Annotated in this window: 15 protein-coding genes and 1 tRNA gene; 7 read left to right on the plus strand and 9 right to left on the minus strand. The window is 52.1% G+C overall.

What is annotated here, in order from left to right; all coding sequences use genetic code 11:
* Positions 1-268 precede the first annotated feature (268 nt).
* The 5 genes from dbpB to WHR59_RS20815 form a co-directional block, all read right to left on the minus strand.
* Entirely contained in the window at positions 269-1,399 is a 1,131-nt protein-coding gene (gene dbpB / locus WHR59_RS20795) for a DGQHR domain-containing protein DpdB (protein WP_338843435.1), read from the minus strand.
* Positions 1,396-2,646: a tRNA-guanine transglycosylase DpdA gene (gene dpdA, locus WHR59_RS20800; RefSeq protein WP_338843436.1), complete on the minus strand. Its 1,251-nt coding sequence runs from the start codon at positions 2,644-2,646 to the stop codon at positions 1,396-1,398. The genes dbpB and dpdA overlap by 4 nt, the downstream gene beginning before the upstream one ends.
* Positions 2,647-2,719: 73 nt before the next feature.
* The gene (locus WHR59_RS20805) at positions 2,720-3,571 is read right to left on the minus strand and encodes a hypothetical protein (protein ID WP_338844087.1); all 852 of its coding nucleotides are present in this window, start codon (positions 3,569-3,571) and stop codon (positions 2,720-2,722) included.
* Between the two features lie 540 nt (positions 3,572-4,111).
* Positions 4,112-5,356, minus strand: a complete 1,245-nt coding sequence (locus WHR59_RS20810; RefSeq protein ID WP_338843437.1) for a tyrosine-type recombinase/integrase — start codon at positions 5,354-5,356, stop codon at positions 4,112-4,114.
* Positions 5,357-5,542: 186 nt separating this feature from the next.
* Positions 5,543-5,627, minus strand: a tRNA-Leu gene (locus tag WHR59_RS20815).
* Between the two features lie 230 nt (positions 5,628-5,857).
* Between WHR59_RS20815 and ahr the strand changes: the two genes are divergently transcribed.
* The gene (gene ahr / locus WHR59_RS20820; protein WP_220771600.1) at positions 5,858-6,877 is read left to right on the plus strand and encodes an NADPH-dependent aldehyde reductase Ahr; all 1,020 of its coding nucleotides are present in this window, start codon (positions 5,858-5,860) and stop codon (positions 6,875-6,877) included.
* Positions 6,878-6,907: 30 nt separating this feature from the next.
* Here the strand turns inward: ahr and idnK are convergent, their stop codons facing one another.
* Positions 6,908-7,429: a gluconokinase gene (idnK, locus tag WHR59_RS20825; RefSeq protein ID WP_043018258.1), complete on the minus strand. Its 522-nt coding sequence runs from the start codon at positions 7,427-7,429 to the stop codon at positions 6,908-6,910.
* Positions 7,430-7,645: 216 nt separating this feature from the next.
* Here idnK and idnD point away from each other — a divergent pair, with 216 nt between their 5' ends.
* The 5 genes from idnD to WHR59_RS20850 all read left to right on the plus strand — a co-directional run bounded on the left by idnD (position 7,646) and on the right by WHR59_RS20850 (position 13,541).
* Positions 7,646-8,689 carry an L-idonate 5-dehydrogenase gene (gene idnD / locus WHR59_RS20830; protein WP_043018257.1) on the plus strand — a complete coding sequence of 348 codons (1,044 nt, stop codon included), beginning with the start codon at positions 7,646-7,648 and terminating at the stop codon, positions 8,687-8,689.
* Between the two features lie 11 nt (positions 8,690-8,700).
* Positions 8,701-9,465: a gluconate 5-dehydrogenase gene (gene idnO, locus WHR59_RS20835; protein ID WP_338844088.1), complete on the plus strand. Its 765-nt coding sequence runs from the start codon at positions 8,701-8,703 to the stop codon at positions 9,463-9,465.
* 123 nt (positions 9,466-9,588) lie between these two features.
* The gene (gene idnT / locus WHR59_RS20840) at positions 9,589-10,908 is read left to right on the plus strand and encodes a gnt-II system L-idonate transporter (RefSeq protein WP_016155581.1); all 1,320 of its coding nucleotides are present in this window, start codon (positions 9,589-9,591) and stop codon (positions 10,906-10,908) included.
* Positions 10,909-10,960: 52 nt separating this feature from the next.
* Positions 10,961-11,959 carry a DNA-binding transcriptional regulator IdnR gene (idnR, locus tag WHR59_RS20845; RefSeq protein ID WP_043018255.1) on the plus strand — a complete coding sequence of 333 codons (999 nt, stop codon included), beginning with the start codon at positions 10,961-10,963 and terminating at the stop codon, positions 11,957-11,959.
* Positions 11,960-12,038: 79 nt separating this feature from the next.
* On the plus strand, positions 12,039-13,541 hold the full coding sequence (locus tag WHR59_RS20850) for a helicase HerA-like C-terminal domain-containing protein (RefSeq protein WP_075146345.1): 1,503 nt from the start codon (positions 12,039-12,041) through the stop codon (positions 13,539-13,541).
* 37 nt (positions 13,542-13,578) lie between these two features.
* Here the strand turns inward: WHR59_RS20850 and lptG are convergent, their stop codons facing one another.
* The 3 genes from lptG to WHR59_RS20865 all read right to left on the minus strand — a co-directional run bounded on the left by lptG (position 13,579) and on the right by WHR59_RS20865 (position 15,874).
* A complete protein-coding gene (gene lptG, locus WHR59_RS20855) occupies positions 13,579-14,661 on the minus strand; it encodes an LPS export ABC transporter permease LptG (RefSeq protein WP_043018254.1) in 1,083 nt (360 codons plus the stop codon).
* Positions 14,661-15,761 carry an LPS export ABC transporter permease LptF gene (gene lptF, locus WHR59_RS20860; RefSeq protein ID WP_286517972.1) on the minus strand — a complete coding sequence of 367 codons (1,101 nt, stop codon included), beginning with the start codon at positions 15,759-15,761 and terminating at the stop codon, positions 14,661-14,663. The genes lptG and lptF overlap by 1 nt, the downstream gene beginning before the upstream one ends.
* A 62-nt stretch (positions 15,762-15,823) precedes the next feature.
* Positions 15,824-15,874, minus strand: coding sequence for a hypothetical protein (locus tag WHR59_RS20865; RefSeq protein WP_212723231.1), 51 nt, complete (start codon positions 15,872-15,874; stop codon positions 15,824-15,826).
* Positions 15,875-16,027: 153 nt separating this feature from the next.
* Between WHR59_RS20865 and pepA the strand changes: the two genes are divergently transcribed.
* The gene (pepA, locus tag WHR59_RS20870) at positions 16,028-17,539 is read left to right on the plus strand and encodes a leucyl aminopeptidase (RefSeq protein ID WP_003025870.1); all 1,512 of its coding nucleotides are present in this window, start codon (positions 16,028-16,030) and stop codon (positions 17,537-17,539) included.
* Positions 17,540-17,583: the final 44 nt, after the last annotated feature.

Here is a 17,583-nt window from a genome sequence, read left to right on the forward strand (position 1 = left end):
TTTTAGGGGGATAGGTGGGTATTCCAGTGCGGCCTGTGACTTTTTTACCGGCTTTCAAAACTCGTAAAACGACTAAACTTTAACAATAAAAATCTTTATTTTCATTAGGTTAGAACCTATACCATGACAAGCTCAGCGTTTGAAGGTAAGAATGAAAGCATGGGAGCTGCCTGGCGTTTGCACAGAATTTGAACTTCTGCACTATATCGGCAACCCCCACGTCGACAATTAGCACTCGATACTTCTAATGCCAATTGGATTGTCACCCTTATTTAATATCTGCATTGACGGTTTTCATATAGCTGGCTACCAAATAATCAGTAACCAAAGATATATCTTTGGAAAGATTCTGCAGTTCATTCCATTTACGGACAATAGGCTGACCATCAATATCCGTGCCGAAGTTCCACACTCCACTGCTCCAAGCGCAAAGCGGCTTAATGCGGTTTAACTCTTCGACAAAACGGGTGTAGGAAGGGACTTCCGTCCAACCTGGTTCACCTTTATAGTCCTGATGTACCTGATCAATTTCATCCATCAAGCTGCCAAGCGCAAGAATACCAACACCATGTAACAAGCGAGAATAGCGAGGCTTTTTATCCCAATCATCAGTAAACACTGTTTCCACAGCCAACCAGAAGTTATTCAGAAGTTTCACCATCTTCCCTTCATCCCCCAACCCTGTCGCTGGGTCACGGAAGCGATACAATGCTCCCTCACGAAGACTGGCATCGATCATTTTGATCATCGAGTTGTCAGCAATAACCCCATCAGGATTGGTCGCCGTTTTGATGCGCCCTGCAAGTGGACCTTCGCCGAAGTTCAGTCGTTGAGTTAGCAGTGAAGGAAACTTACGCATTTGCAGATCGGATGGTAAACGACCGTGGGTATGCGGTGCCAGTTCGTATAACAACGTTTTGGGCAACGGTTTTGTGGAGTTAACCAGCATGAACTGCTCACGCTGTTCTTCCGCGTCATTAGCGATAAAAGCAGAGACCGGCATCATAAACGAGTCGATTTCTGCATCCCGCAAAGCAGCGGTACGTTGTTGACCATCCACAATAAAACCTGGCTTCTCAAAATCCTTGTCTTCGGAGAAAGGTATTATCAGATGTCCCATATCGCCATTATCTGTAAGCGGTTCAAAACGCACACGCTTATCAAAAGCGATAATCACCGGGTTTGGTATCATCGGATTTGCGCTCTCAATGTAGCGCTGAATTTCGCGAATATGGTTACGTACTTCTGGACGCTGATAACCAACCAAATTCTCTTCGCCGCGACGGATACGTGAAATCGCTGCAATCTTGCTGATTTGTTTACCTTCTATCGCAAGGCTATAGAGTTGCCTCTCCTCACCCTGTCGGATTCGCAGGGCGGGAACACGATACTCACTCATGACAGTTCCTCTGAGCGTAATGACAATGTGTGCTGTAAACGGTTGTACAACACCTGAATATTATGGAAACCGCGGCGACGATTGCGTTCTGCGCCGCGGAAAATGATGACGTTGATACCAATGGCCTTGCAGATATTGCACTTGCATTGCTTCCATGGACGATCACCCAGCGTACGTTCGTAGTCAGCACGAATTTTTTCGGCTTCTTTCTCGCCCGAATGAAGACGTTCATATGCCAGTACTGTTTCCAGCGTCTTCTCAAGGGACAAAGCCCCTTTATCGTATTCGAACAGGGCATTCATGGCATCCTTTTCAAGATGCCGCGCAATATCCTGATCAATCACGCCAGATTTAATTTTGCGACTCAAACTTGGATTCGCATCAAACTGAGGGACACGCACAGCGGTATAGGCTGGGCCATCAGGCGTGTGGTAGTTATTTTTCCGATCTTTGAAGGCCTGCTGCAGCGGTGTGGTCGAGTCAATACTGGTCACACCAAACTTGATAAAGTCGGCGAAACTCTCTGGACGGGCAATACCAAGCAAGTGAACACGTGTATCACTTTTCAGCAGAGGTTTAATCTCTTCGAGAGTCTCAAGGATCTGCGCCGTTTTCAACGGCACCATCCCCCCCATGGTGATATTTTTGTATCCCATGGCCAGCAGGGCCTCTACAGATTGACGGTAGGAGGTTTTGCTCCATCCATGTGCAACGCCAAAGGCAGCGAAACAGGACTTTTGAGACTTGTTCAAAAACTCTTGCGCCAAGGTCAGCGTAATATCCTGGCGTCGGCGACATTCAGCCAACACTTCGCCACTGAATACCTCACCAGATTTCTCATAGCCAAAAACGATATGATCGAGAGAAACGCCATGGTTAAAGCGGGAGGTTTCGTAGAATTCAATCACCTCTTCCACACGGTATGGCGGGACGTCCTGGTTAACATAAGTGAAGGCTCCGCAATCACCCATAGTTTCCATATTTTCCGGCAAACGGAAAAAGTGCTTCATTCCATTACGGAAGTAACGCAAACGCTGGGCTCGGGTATATTTGCTCTCACCGCCGCCTAAACCATCAACCACGGCTTTAGAAACCAGCATACCATCGTAAGGATGAGGAAAAACCTCATGCGGATAATGATCGTCACGTTGACGCACGCGATGTTCGTTACGTGTTTCGCGGAAGAAGTCGAAACTGGGATCGATAAAATCCTGACTATCCGGGAAAAAATACTTTAGCTTCGACAACTTACTCTCCTGTGACGCCACTGCAAAGCCTCAAAAAACGGGGGATTCTACCATGAAACCCAGGCAAGTAGCATTAGGGTTTAGCCTCTCTCAAGGCCTTAAACTCAGCCCGAAAACGTTTTTCCTCGAATGAATTTCCCGAGTCACGAAACTCCCGCAACGCATGTGTTGCACTGATACTAGGATTTTTTTCCATAAGCTTTAAAATGAAAGACTTAACTTCCTCCGGGCTACGACGAATTCCTTTTTTCACTTCGCGCTCAGGTAACTCCTTAAGTTCTTCAATTAACTTTTGAGATAACTCATTTAAATCATTGAGTTGTTTTGACGTAAATTCCTTAACAATGTATTTTGCCACACTGATATTAAGCATGAGCATATTGCATCCTAGCCACAGAGCCATATTTTGGTTGGTTTTGAAAAGATATGCAGTCAACCTGTCATTGATTTTTTTGGAAGTTATAATAAGCAGTTGTTTTTTTGCATCAACCAAATACTCAATACCATTAATAATATCCAATTCAATTGCATTAATATAATCTGGGGAGCCGCAAATAATATAATATTCTTTTTTATTTTTTTTCATTAATTCTAAAATAGATGTAGGATGCTTAGATCTAAAAATTGATCTATTAGTTATTTCTTTCCACCATGTTCTATGAAAACTTTTCCCTACATATTCTTGAGAATACAATGGTATTGATTCGTCATATCCAACAGCAAATGTCGCTTTATAAGGTACTACATTGTCTTTGTGGTGAAGGAGGCCCAACCCAGCAGAAAGCACCCATAAATCAATAGGATAATCATTTAAGATCGCTTTAGCTGTCGCCCAGTGCCCACCTTTATAAAGATCCTCTGCACATACAGTTGCAGATGTAGATATAGCTTCATTCAGAGCATTACACCAAGAATTCACCAGCACACTTGAAGAGATTAGACCTGATGAAAATTGACTCAGACTCAATATATCTCCGCTACCGCAGTGCTTTCCATTTGTACATGTAGTTATTAAGTTGATGTTGCTCACAATCGCCCCCCCGAATCGTGTTACACAAGCTACAGTAGAAAAAGGGGGATGACAAGAACGGAGTTAAAAGACCCTAGAAATTTTTCCTAGGGCTTTATGTTAGTGAGAAATGTACTCGAAATACTCATCTTGAGAATGAGAACATCTTTGGCACCGTCTCAAAATGCCTTTTTCCTCAAGGGATAAACAAAAGTCTCGACATGATTCAAGAAGGATGTCAGGGCTTTCATTTTTATTCTTAGAAATCAGAGCCCTAGCGAGGGTGTCATAACTAAAACCTCCCGTTGAGTGCGATACAATGCTCATCGCAAGTTGGGTATCGAAAGTTTTCATAGTGCACCTCTGAGTCGCCAGAATAATACAGTTATAAAAAAGTATGGGTTATAGTTCAAGCTGGCTTTTCAAATTCGAACATAGAAAGCATCAGAAAATAGACTACTTGCCAAAGTCATAAGGACTAACTTCACTTTCCCTATTCGCATCCAAAAAATCAGCCCACCACTGCAGCATCAGTCGCCGTTCATCAAGATACTCAGCCTTATGTATATACGCTGCACGGACTGAGTTACGCTCCTGGTGACTCATTTGCTTCTCTACTGCATCTTTTGACCACAATCGTGACTCCATCAGTGAACTACACGCCATAGCCCTGAAACCATGTCCACAAACCTCTTTTTTAGTGTCATAGCCCATCACTCGTAGAGCCTTGTTCACTGTATTCTCACTCATCGGCTTACGAGGATCATGATCACCTATGAAAACAAACTCACGTTCACCACTCAATTTGTGAACCTGTTTAAGTATCTCTAACGCCTGACGGGATAATGGCACCAAATGAGGTGTGCGCATTTTTGAGCCACGCTGTGAGTGTTTTACCCCTTCGATAGCTTCTCGCTCGGCTGGAATCGTCCACATTGATGTTTCAAAATCGATCTCAGACCATCGAGCAAAACGCAATTCGCTGGAACGAATGAAAACAAGAAGGGTTAGCTCAACAGCAAGACGAGTTAGAGGCCTGCCGGTATAGTTATCAATCCGTTGAAGAAGTTCGGTAATACATTTCAACTCTAACGCAGGTCTATGCTGACGGTTACTCGAAGCGACAGCACCAACCATCTCTTGCGCGGGATTGTAATCAAGTAAACCACTCTGAACGGCATATCTCATAATTGCAGTAGTGCGCTGCTGTAGACGGGATGCCACCTCAAGTCGCCCCGACAACTCTACCGCTTTGATTGGGGCCAGCAGGTCTCTAGTTTTAAGATCAGCGATATTCCGCTTACCTATGGCAGGGAAGAGATTGTCCTCCAAGCTTTTAAGCACTCGTCGACTATGTTCTTCTGACCACTTTTTATTTGTGGCATGCCACTCAATAGCAAGCTGCTCAAAAGTGCGGGCTTCTTCTTGCTCAATTTTATCACTTTTCTTTTTGTCTCCCGGGTCGATGTTGTTTGCCAACAACTTACGAGCGTCGTCACGGCGAGTCCGTGCATCGGCAAGCGACACGTCAGGATAAACACCTAAAGCCAGCATCTTTTGCTTGCCGTCAAAACGGTACTGCAAACGCCAGTACTTAGAACCATTAGGGTGGACAAGAAGATGCATACCACTGCCATCAGTCAGTTTGTATTGCTTATCTGTTGGCTTAGCTGTTCTGACTTTGATATCTGTTAACGCCATGCTTATCCCCTTCCTGTTGGTACAAGCGTTATCGAACCGGAAATACCATCATCTGTACCAACATGTGTTGGTAGATGTAGATTGATGTCGGTTGACCTTGAGAGAGTTAATATAGCGGGAAAGATAGGTAAATACTGGATTTCAGGCACAAAAAAAGACGTCCGTTGACGTCTATTGATGTTCCGATGGTGCCGAAGGCCGGACTCGAACCGGCACGTATTTCTACGGTTGATTTTGAATCAACTGCGTCTACCGATTTCGCCACTCCGGCACGGAAGGGATGCGGAAAACGTTGTGGATTATACCTGTCGTGCGCCACCATGCAAGTGCCAGCGTGTGTCCGGCTCGCTAAGTGTTGAAAATTTCAGCATTACCTTTCTTAGCTGCAATCAACATCACGGTTTCGCCCACGCAAGAACCCCCTTAATCCCCCCTTCTGCGAAGCGTCCCGTTTCCTCATGCTCTACACTTCCAGTTCAACACCACACTGAGGGGAACACGATGTCGATGATAAAAAGCTACGCTGCAAAAGCGGCGGGCAGCGAACTCGAACTCTATGAATATGATGCGGGCGAGCTTAAGCCGGAAGATGTCGAAGTGCAGGTCGATTACTGTGGTATCTGCCATTCTGATTTGTCGATGATCGACAACGAATGGGGATTCTCTCAGTATCCGCTGGTTGCCGGGCATGAGGTGATTGGTCGCGTGGCGGCGCTCGGCAGCGCGGCGCAAGATAAGGGTCTGAAGGTTGGTCAGCGCGTTGGGATTGGCTGGACGGCGCGCAGCTGCGGGCATTGCGACGCCTGTATCAGCGGCAATCAGATCAACTGCCTGGAAGGCTCCGTGCCCACCATTCTTAATCGCGGCGGCTTTGCCGAGAAGCTGCGGGCCGACTGGCAGTGGGTGATCCCCTTGCCGGAGAGCATCGACTTGGCGGCGGCCGGTCCCTTGCTGTGCGGCGGCATCACGGTGTTCAAACCGCTGCTGATGCACCATATCACCGCCACCAGCCGCGTTGGGGTGATCGGCATCGGCGGCCTGGGGCATATCGCCATTAAGTTGTTACACGCGATGGGTTGCGAAGTCACCGCGTTCAGCTCCAATCCAGCGAAAGAGCAGGAAGTGCTGGCGATGGGAGCGGATAAGGTGATCAACAGCCGCGATCCGGATGCGCTAAACGCGCTGGCGGGCCAGTTCGATCTCATTATTAACACGGTTAACGTCGATCTCGACTGGCAGCCCTATTTTGAAGCACTGGCCTACGGCGGTAACTTCCACACCGTCGGCGCGGTGCTGAAGCCGCTGCCGGTGCCGGCGTTCACTTTGATAGCTGGCGATCGCAGCATCTCCGGTTCGGCGACCGGTACGCCGTTCGAACTGCGCAAGCTGATGAAGTTTGCCGGTCGCAGCAAGGTGTCGCCTACCACCGAGCTGTACCCGATGTCGCAAATTAACGACGCTATCCAGCACGTGCGTGATGGCAAGGCCCGCTACCGCGTGGTGCTGAAAGCCGACTTCTGATGCCGGGCTCAGTCCCGCAAGGGGCTGGACCTATTGCCCGTTACGAAACGCGAGCACCGCCTGGCGGCACTGTTCCGTCACATGCTCGATGTCATGGTTCACGTCGATGCGGGCAATATCGCGTTCATCCTCCTGCGGGCACTCCAGCGCATCGAACTGGCTTTTGAGTAATCCCACCGGCATAAAATGCCCTGCCCGACGCTGCATGCGCGCCAGAATAGTCTCGTAGTCGCCGTCCAGCCACAGGAAATGTACATTCGGGCTGCCCTGACGCAATATATCGCGATACTGTTTTTTTAATGACGAGCAAACAATAAACCCGGTCTCATTCTTTTTATATAAACTGTATGAGGCGTCATTTAATCGTGCTAACCACGGCAGTCGGTCTTCATCGGTTAATGGAATACCTTCAGACATTTTATCAATATTTTTGGCCGGATGGAGATCGTCGCCATCAATAAATTTAGCCGATAACACTGCGGCAACTTTACTGCCAATTAAAGATTTACCGCTACCCGAAACGCCCATCAAAATATAACTTTCCCCGGCCATCGAAAAACTCCAGATTCATATTCCATGGCGCGATACTACGCCTTCCACATTGCAGAATTCACCTTTTTTCGCCGCGACTGCGTAGATTTACAAGGCGCATCACGTTATGCGTAACATTGTAGTGTAACAATTTTCCAGCGTGACCTGCGTCACAAATAATAACAATCAAAACCGTTTAAATGCTGCCGAGGTTACTACCTGACCAGTGAGGCATTTATGCAAGTCAAAACCCAATCCTGCGTTGTTGCGGGTAAGAAAACTGTTGCCATAACCGACCAAAATATTGAATGGGATAATAAAGGAACATTAGTACAAATTACCCGCGGCGGTATTTGTGGTTCCGATTTACATTATTACCAGGAAGGGAAAGTCGGTAATTTTACCGTTAAAGCGCCGATGATTTTAGGCCATGAAGTTATTGGTAAAGTGGTGCACAGCGATTCAAAAGAATTACATGAAGGTCAGTCGGTGGCTATTAATCCGTCGAAGCCGTGTGGCCACTGTAAATACTGTTTGCAGCACGAAGAAAACCAGTGCACGGAAATGCGCTTTTTTGGCAGCGCCATGTATTTTCCCCACGTCGACGGCGGTTTTACCCGGTTTAAAACCGTCGATACTGCGCAGTGCATCCCTTACCCGCAAGAGGCCGATGAAAAAGTCATGGCCTTTGCCGAACCGCTGGCGGTAGCGATCCACGCCGCGCATGAAGCGGGCGACCTGCAGGGCAAGCGCGTGTTTATCTCCGGCGTCGGTCCTATCGGCTGTCTGATCGTCAGCGCGGTGAAAACGCTCGGCGCAGCAGAGATTGTCTGTGCTGATATCAGCCCGCGCTCGCTGTCGCTTGCCCAGCAGATGGGGGCTGACACGCTGATTAACCCGCAACAGGACTCGCTCGACGAGTGGAAAAAAGAGAAAGGCTACTTCGACGTCAGCTTCGAAGTCTCCGGCCATCCATCCTCAATCACCACCTGTCTGGAAGTCACCCGCGCAAAAGGCGTGATGGTGCAGGTCGGCATGGGCGGCGCGGTGCCGGACTTCCCGATGATGATGCTGATCGGCAAAGAGATCGCGCTCAAAGGCTCGTTCCGCTTTACCACCGAGTTCAACACAGCGGTGTCGTGGCTGGCGAATAACGTTATCGATCCGCTGCCGTTACTCAGCGCCGAATATCCGTTTACCGAGCTTGAACAGGCGCTGATCTTCGCCGGGGATAAAACCCAGGCGGCGAAAGTCCAGCTCGTTTTTGCAGAAACAAAATAAGGAATAACATGATGAACGATCTTTTTTCACTGGACGGCAAAAACATTCTGATCACCGGTTCGGCTCAGGGTATTGGTTATTTACTGGCGACCGGGCTGGGTAAATATGGCGCGCAGATTATCGTCAATGATATTACGCCAGAGCGCGCGGAGGCCGCCGTCGCCAAACTGCAGCAGGAAGGGATCCGCGCCGTTGCCGCGCCGTTCAATGTTACGCATAAACAGGATATTGATGCCGCCATCGAGCATATCGAAAAAGACATTGGCCAAATTGATGTGCTGGTGAATAACGCCGGTATCCAGCGTCGCCATCCGTTTACCGAGTTCCCGGAGCAGGACTGGAACGATGTGATTGCCGTTAACCAGACGGCGGTATTCCTGGTCTCGCAGGTGGTAACGCGTCGCATGGTTGAACGTCAGGCCGGGAAGGTCATCAACATCTGTTCCATGCAGAGCGAACTGGGCCGCGACACCATCACGCCGTACGCCGCCTCCAAAGGCGCGGTAAAAATGCTCACCCGCGGGATGTGCGTTGAGCTGGCACGCCATAATATCCAGGTTAACGGTATTGCGCCGGGCTACTTCAAAACCGAAATGACCAAAGCGCTGGTCGAGGATGAAGCTTTCACCTCCTGGCTGTGCAAACGTACGCCAGCCGCGCGCTGGGGCGATCCGCAGGAGCTGATCGGCGCGGCGGTATTCCTCTCTTCTAAAGCATCCGATTTTGTAAACGGGCACCTGTTGTTTGTCGATGGCGGCATGCTGGTCGCCGTCTGATACCACACAACGCAACATCACGCAGCGCCCAGGCGCTGCATTTTTGGCTCCCCCCTAAATAATTCGAGCTGTAGCCAACACACCTGCAACTTGAAGTATGACGGGGATATAAGAGAAACGATTATGCCATTAATAATAATTGCGGCAGGCGTCGCGCTGCTCCTGGTCCTGATGATTGGCTTTAAAGTTAACGGCTTTATTGCTCTGGTCCTGGTGGCGGCGGTCGTCGGTTTTGCCGAAGGGATGGATGCCCAGGCCGTTCTGCACTCAATACAAAATGGGATCGGCGGGACGCTCGGCGGGCTGGCGATGATCCTCGGGTTCGGCGCGATGCTCGGTAAGCTGATTTCCGATACCGGCGCGGCTCAGCGCATCGCCACCACGCTGATTGGCACGTTCGGTAAAAAACGCGTGCAGTGGGCGCTGGTGATCACCGGTCTGGTGGTCGGTCTGGCGATGTTCTTCGAAGTCGGCTTTGTTCTGCTGCTGCCGCTGGTATTTACGGTGGTGGCCTCTTCCGGTCTGCCGCTGCTGTATGTTGGCGTGCCAATGGTGGCAGCATTGTCCGTGACCCACTGTTTTCTGCCGCCGCATCCGGGGCCTACCGCGATTGCCACCATTTTCGAGGCCAATCTCGGCACCACCCTGCTGTACGGATTTATTATTACTATCCCGACGGTGATTGTCGCCGGGCCGCTGTTTTCTAAGCTGCTGACCCGCTTTGAGAAAGCGCCGCCGGAAGGGTTATTCAACCCGCATCTGTTCACTGAAGAAGAGATGCCGTCGTTCTGGAATAGTATCTTTGCGGCGGTAATCCCGGTCATACTGATGGCGGTCGCCGCAGTGTGCGAAATTACGCTGCCGAAAACCAACAGCGTGCGGGTGTTCTTTGAGTTTATCGGCAACCCTGCGGTCGCGTTGTTTATCGCTATCGTGCTCGCCATTTTTACCCTTGGTCGACGTAACGGACGGACGATCGAGCAAATTATGGATATCATTGGCGACTCTATCGGCGCGATCGCGATGATTGTGTTCATCATCGCCGGGGGCGGCGCGTTTAAGCAGGTTCTGGTCGACAGCGGCGTGGGGCAATACATCTCGCACCTGATGACCGGCACGTCGCTTTCTCCGCTGCTGATGTGCTGGACGGTAGCCGCGTTGCTGCGCATCGCGCTCGGTTCAGCCACCGTGGCGGCGATCACTACCGCAGGCGTGGTGCTGCCGATTATTAACGTCACCCACGCCGACCCGGCGCTGATGGTGCTGGCTACCGGCGCGGGCAGCGTAATTGCCTCCCACGTTAACGATCCGGGATTCTGGCTGTTTAAAGGCTATTTTAATCTCAGCGTGGGGGAAACGTTGCGCACCTGGACGGTGATGGAAACGCTGATTTCCATTATGGGTCTGCTGGGCGTTCTGGCGCTGAACGCCATCCTGCATTAAAACGGTCATCACCGGGGAGCACAGGTCAGCGCTCCCCGGTACTGGAGAGAAGATGAGGAACCACAGAATTTCTTTGCAAGACATCGCCACGCTGGCGGGCGTGACCAAAATGACGGTGAGCCGCTACATTCGCTCGCCGAAAAAGGTCGCAAAGGAAACCGGTGAACGCATTGCGCAGATTATGGAGGAGATTAATTACATCCCTAACCGCGCGCCCGCGATGCTACTGAACGCGCAAAGCTATACGCTCGGCGTGCTGATCCCCTCGTTTCAAAACCAACTGTTCGCCGACATTCTGGCCGGTATTGAATCGGTCACCTCCGACCATAATTATCAGACGCTGATCGCCAACTACAATTATGACCGGGAATCCGAGGAAGAGTCGGTGATCAATCTGCTGTCGTATAATATCGACGGCATTATCCTGTCCGAGAAATATCACACTCTGCGCACGGTTAAATTTCTGCGTTCAGCCAACATACCGGTGGTAGAACTGATGGATATTCAGGGCGATCGTCTGGACATGGAAGTTGGGTTCGATAACCGTCAGGCGGCGTTTGATATGGTCAGCACCATGCTGGACAAACGCCAGCGCCGCAAAATCCTCTACCTTGGTTCGAAAGATGATGTCCGCGATGAACAGCGCTATCGCGGCTATTGCGATGCCATGACGCGTCGGGGTCTGACGCCGCTGCGCGTCAATCCGCGATCTATTTCCTCCATTCATCTTGGCACCCAGATGATGCGGGACGCGCTCACCGCGCATCCGGATTTAGACGGCGTGTTTTGTACCAACGACGACATCGCGATGGGCGCGCTGCTGCTGTGCCGCGAACGCGAGCTGGCCGTTCCGGAGCAGATCTCAATTGCTGGTTTTCACGGGCTGGAAATGGGCCGGCAGATGATCCCCAGCCTCGCCAGCGTGATCACTCCGCGTTTCGACATTGGCCGTATGGCGGCACAGATGCTGCTGAGCAAAATCAAGAACAACGACCATAATCACAACACCGTGGATTTGGGGTATCAGATTTACCACGGCAATACGCTTTAACTCATTTTCTCTCGCCATCGCATATTCTCTTTGATGGACATTGCCTATACTCCAGGCAGGATAAATGGAGGAAATCTCAATGAGCGCACCCCTGCTAATTGCCCGCACGCCGGACACCGAACTGTTTTTACTGCCAGGAATGGCCAACCGTCACGGGCTGATTACCGGCGCGACCGGGACCGGTAAAACCGTCACGCTACAGAAGCTGGCCGAATCGTTGTCCGAGATTGGCGTGCCGGTATTTATGGCCGATGTGAAAGGTGACTTAACCGGCGTAGCCGAGGAAGGACAAGCCTCTGAAAAGCTGCTCGCCCGCCTGAAAAACATCGGCATTACCGACTGGCAACCGCATGCTAATCCGGTCACGGTGTGGGATATCTTCGGCGAAAAAGGTCACCCCGTGCGGGCCACGGTATCTGACCTCGGTCCGCTGCTGCTGGCCCGTTTGCTGAACCTTAACGATGTGCAGTCCGGCGTACTGGATATTATCTTCCGCATTGCCGATGACCAGGGTCTGCTGCTGCTCGATTTCAAAGACCTGCGGGCCATCACTCAGTATATTGGCGATAACGCCAAATCCTTCCAGAATCAGTACGGCAATATCAGTAGCGCCTCGGTCGGGGCTATCCAGCGCGGACTGCTGTCGCTGGAGCAACAGGGTGCGGCGCACTTTTTTGGCGAACCGATGCTGGACATCAAAGACTGGATGCGTACCGACGCCAGCGGCAAAGGGATGATCAACATCCTCAGCGCCGAGAAGCTCTACCAGATGCCCAAACTGTACGCTGCCAGCCTGCTGTGGATGCTCTCCGAACTGTACGAACAATTGCCGGAAGCGGGCGATCTGGAGAAGCCAAAACTGGTGTTCTTCTTCGATGAAGCGCACCTGCTGTTCAACGATGCCCCGCAGGTGCTGCTGGATAAAATCGAGCAGGTGATCCGTCTGATTCGCTCGAAAGGGGTCGGCGTGTGGTTCGTCTCGCAAAACCCGTCGGATATTCCGGACAACGTGCTCGGCCAGTTGGGCAACCGTGTGCAGCACGCCCTGCGCGCGTTCACGCCGAAAGACCAGAAAGCGGTGAAAACCGCGGCGCAAACCATGCGCGCCAACCCGGCATTTGATACCGAAAAAGCCATTCAGGAACTGGGAACCGGCGAGGCGCTGGTGTCGTTTCTGGACGCCAAAGGCAGCCCGTCAGTGGTTGAGCGAGCGATGGTCATTGCACCGTGTTCACGGATGGGACCGGTGACGGATGACGAGCGCAACGGGCTGATTAATCACTCTTCGCTGTACGGCAAATATGAGGAAGAGGTCGACCGTGAATCCGCCTATGAACGTTTGCAGCAAGGCGTGCAGGCCAGCACCGAGCAGCAAAATACGCCTCCCGCCAACGGTAAAGCGGTTGAGGTGGACAGCGGTATTCTCGGCGGGTTGAAGGATATTCTGTTTGGCAGCACCGGACCACGTGGCGGCAAGCGCGATGGCGTAGTACAGAGCGTGGCGAAAAGCGCGGCGCGCCAGGTCACCAATCAGATAATCCGCGGTATGTTGGGAAGTTTGATGGGCGGGAGAAAACGTTAACAGGAAGCCCCCTCCCGCACAGCGGGAGGGGTAGATATTACGACTTACGCAGCATCAGCCACAGGCTAATCAGGAAGAAGCTGGCGCTTGGCAACAGCGCACCGATAATCGGCGGAATGCCGTACACCAGCGTCAGCGGGCCAAAGATTTGGTCCAGCACATAGAACACAAAGCCAAAGCTAATCCCTGTCACCACGCGCACGCCCATCGGCACGCTACGCAGCGGACCAAAGATAAACGACAGCGCCATCAGCATCATGACCGCCACAGACAGCGGCTGGAAGACTTTGCTCCACATATTGAGCTGATAGCGTCCGGCGTCCTGGCCGCTCGACTTCAGGTACTTCACGTAGTTATGCAGACCGCTAATCGACAGCGCATCAGGATCCAACGCCACGACGCCGAGCTTGTCGGGCGTAAGGTTGGTTTTCCAGGTACCGCTCACCGTTTGCGATCCGGTGATTTGCTTCGGATCGGTCAGGTTGGATTCATCCACCTGCGCCAGACGCCAGACCTTTTGTTCCGGGTCAAACGTCGCGCTTGCGGCATAGCGAACGGACTGCAGACGGCGTTTGTCGTTAAAGGAGTAGATGCTAATCCCGCCTAACTCGGCGTCGCCTTTCACCCGCTCGATGTAGACAAAGCTGTCGCCATCTTTCGCCCACAATCCCTGCTGGGTGGAGAGCAACGAGCCGCCGTACATCTGCTGCGCACGGTAGTTACGCGCCATCTGTTCACCCTGCGGCGCCACCCATTCACCGATGGCCATCGTCAGCAGCACCAGCGGAATCGCGGTTTTCATCACCGACAACGCCACCTGCATACGGGTAAAACCGGAAGCCTGCATCACCACCAGTTCGCTGCGCTGGGCCAGCATGCCCAGACCCAACAAAGCACCCAGCAGCGCCGCCATCGGGAAGAAGATCTGGATATCTTTCGGCGCGCTGAGCAGGGTATACAGCCCGGCGCCCATCGCATCGTAACTCCCCTGCCCGGCTTTTTTCAGCTGGTCGACAAACTTGATGATCCCGGAGAGCGACACCAGCATGAACAACGTCATCATGATGGTGGTGAAAATGGTTTTACCGATATAGCGGTCAAGTACACCAAAAGGCTGCATTATACCGCTCCTTTACGCATAAAACGGGCACGCAAGCGGCGCATCGGCACCGTATCCCAGAGGTTAAGCACAATCGCCAGCGCCAGATACGCCAGGTTAACCGTCCACATCCAGAATACCGGATCCAGCTTACCTTTACCGCCATTCGACTTCAGCGATGTCTGCACCAGGAAGAACAGCAAATAGAGCAGCATGGCTGGCAGCATCGACAGTACGCGACCCTGACGCGGGTTCACCACGCTCAGCGGTACGACCATCAGCGCCATCATAAATACAGTGAATACTAACGTGATACGCCAGGTCAGCTCCGCGCGGGCGCGATCGGTATCGGTCGTCCACAGGGTACGCATGTTCATCTGGTCGGTATCGTTTGGATCCAGCGCCACGGCCTGATGACCGATAATCGCCTGATAATCCTGGAAGTCAGTAATGCGGAAATCGCGCAGCAGCGCGGTCCCTTCAAAGCGCGTACCCTGGTTAAGCGTCACGACCTGAGAACCATCGCGCGTCTGGGTAAGGTGTCCGGAATCCGCTACCACCACCGAAGGACGGGCGTTACCTTTCGGGCGGATTTGCGCGAGGAACACATCGTTGAAGTTGCTGCCGTCAACGCTTTCGATAAACAGCACCGAACCGCCGTTAGTCGCCTGTTGGAACTGGCCCTGAGCGAGCGCCGCCATACCGGGGTTCGCTTTCGCCTCCGCCAGCACTTCGTCCTGATGTCTGGAGGACCACGGTCCAGCCCACATCACGTTGACCGCCGCAATAATACTGGTAAACAGCGCCAGCACCATCGCCGCTTTCACTAATACAGCCTTGCTCAGCCCACAGGCGTGCATGACCGTAATTTCACTTTCGGTATACAGTTTGCCCAGCGTCATCAGCAGCCCGAGGAACAGGCTTAAGGGCAAGATAAGTTGCGCCATTTCTGGCACGCCCAGCCCCAGCAGCGAGAGCACCAGATTCGCCGGGATATCACCGTCAACCGCCGCACCAAGGATCCTGACCAGCTTTTGACAAAAGAAGATCAAAAGCAGGATGAATAGGATCGCAAGTTGGCTTTTGAGCGTTTCCCGAACCAGATATCTTATGATTATCACTTTAAATACGCCCGTAAAAACCCGTCTTTTGCCGGAATTTAGCTTGTTTCATGGCTTAAACGTCATTTATTCTCTTGAGTCGTCGAAATCGTCGCTAAGATCATTATACTCAACGGATCCACCTCTCAGAAATTGTTCTGACGTGCCAATGCCGTAATAACGTTAAGATTAACACGAAGTCACCGCAACAGCGGGTATGAGTTACGAAAGCTTGCAATTCTATCCGTAGCCACCGCCGTTGTCTTTAAGATTCAGGAGCGTAGTGCATGGAGTTCAGTGTAAAAAGCGGTAGCCCGGAGAAACAGCGGAGTGCGTGCATCGTCGTGGGTGTCTTTGAACCACGCCGCCTCTCTCCGATTGCAGAGCAGCTCGACAAGATCAGCGACGGGTACATCAGCGCACTGCTGCGTCGTGGTGAACTGGAAGGCAAACCGGGTCAAACCCTGTTGCTGCACCATGTTCCTAACGTTCTGTCTGAGCGAATTCTCCTCATTGGGTGTGGCAAAGAGCGCGAACTTGATGAGCGCCAGTACAAGCAGGTCATTCAGAAAACCATCAATACGCTGAATGATACTGGCTCAATGGAAGCCGTCTGCTTCCTGACTGAGCTGCACGTCAAAGGGCGCAACAACTACTGGAAAGTGCGCCAGGCCGTTGAGACGGCACAGGAAACGCTATACAGCTTTGATCAACTGAAGACCAACAAAAGCGAGCCGCGTCGCCCGCTGCGTAAAATGGTCTTCAACGTACCGACCCGCCGCGAATTGACCAGCGGTGAGCGTGCTATCCAGCACGGTCTGGCGATCGCCGCCGGTATTAAAGCGGCAAAAGATCTCGGCAACATGCCGCCGAACATCTGTAACGCCGCCTACCTGGCCTCTCAGGCGCGCCAGCTGGCAGACAGCTACAGCAAAAATGTTGTGACCCGCGTGATCGGCGAACAGCAGATGAAAGAGCTGGGCATGCACTCTTATCTGGCCGTCGGTCACGGCTCGCAGAACGAGTCGCTGATGTCGGTCATCGAGTACAAAGGTAATCCGTCCGAAGACGCGCGTCCGATTGTGCTGGTCGGTAAAGGGTTAACCTTCGACTCCGGTGGTATCTCCATCAAACCTGCCGAAGGCATGGATGAGATGAAGTACGACATGTGCGGTGCTGCAGCGGTATACGGCGTGATGCGCATGGTCGCTGAGCTTCAGTTGCCAATCAACGTCGTCGGCGTGCTGGCGGGTTGCGAAAACATGCCGGGTGGCCGCGCGTATCGCCCAGGCGATGTACTGACCACGATGTCCGGGCAGACCGTTGAAGTGCTCAACACCGACGCCGAAGGCCGTCTGGTGCTGTGCGACGTGTTAACTTACGTCGAGCGCTTTGAGCCAGAGGCGGTGATTGACGTTGCAACCCTGACCGGCGCGTGCGTAATTGCGCTGGGCCATCACATCACCGGCCTGATGTCGAACCACAATCCGCTGGCGCATGAGCTGATCGGCGCATCCGAGCAGGCTGGCGACCGCGCATGGCGTTTGCCGCTGGGTGATGAATACCAGGAGCAGTTAGAGTCCAACTTTGCGGATATGGCGAACATCGGCGGACGTCCTGGCGGAGCCATTACCGCAGGCTGCTTCCTGTCACGCTTTACCCGTAAGTACAACTGGGCGCACCTGGACATCGCCGGTACCGCATGGCGTTCAGGGAAAGCCAAAGGCGCAACCGGTCGTCCGGTGGCGCTGTTGTCGCAATTCCTGCTCAATCGCGCCGGTTTTAACGGCGAAGAGTAAGTTTGAGATTGCCCCGTAGGCCGGATAAGCGCAGCGCCATCCGG

Source organism: Citrobacter europaeus (assembly GCF_037482245.1).
Classification (GTDB): Bacteria; Pseudomonadota; Gammaproteobacteria; order Enterobacterales; family Enterobacteriaceae; genus Citrobacter; species Citrobacter europaeus.

Excerpts from the sequence above, each read along its gene's own strand:
- dbpB (WP_338843435.1), bottom strand. The coding sequence starts at position 1,399 with ATGAGTGAGTATCGTGTTCCCGCCCTGCGAATCCGACAGGGTGAGGAG.
- WHR59_RS20850 (WP_075146345.1), top strand. The coding sequence starts at position 12,039 with ATGAGCGCACCCCTGCTAATTGCCCGCACGCCGGACACCGAACTGTTT.
- idnD (WP_043018257.1), top strand. The coding sequence starts at position 7,646 with ATGCAAGTCAAAACCCAATCCTGCGTTGTTGCGGGTAAGAAAACTGTT.
- idnK (WP_043018258.1), bottom strand. The coding sequence starts at position 7,429 with ATGGCCGGGGAAAGTTATATTTTGATGGGCGTTTCGGGTAGCGGTAAA.
- WHR59_RS20810 (WP_338843437.1), bottom strand. The coding sequence starts at position 5,356 with ATGGCGTTAACAGATATCAAAGTCAGAACAGCTAAGCCAACAGATAAG.
- idnR (WP_043018255.1), top strand. The coding sequence starts at position 10,961 with ATGAGGAACCACAGAATTTCTTTGCAAGACATCGCCACGCTGGCGGGC.
- idnT (WP_016155581.1), top strand. The coding sequence starts at position 9,589 with ATGCCATTAATAATAATTGCGGCAGGCGTCGCGCTGCTCCTGGTCCTG.
- pepA (WP_003025870.1), top strand. The coding sequence starts at position 16,028 with ATGGAGTTCAGTGTAAAAAGCGGTAGCCCGGAGAAACAGCGGAGTGCG.
- lptG (WP_043018254.1), bottom strand. The coding sequence starts at position 14,661 with ATGCAGCCTTTTGGTGTACTTGACCGCTATATCGGTAAAACCATTTTC.
- idnO (WP_338844088.1), top strand. The coding sequence starts at position 8,701 with ATGAACGATCTTTTTTCACTGGACGGCAAAAACATTCTGATCACCGGT.
- ahr (WP_220771600.1), top strand. The coding sequence starts at position 5,858 with ATGTCGATGATAAAAAGCTACGCTGCAAAAGCGGCGGGCAGCGAACTC.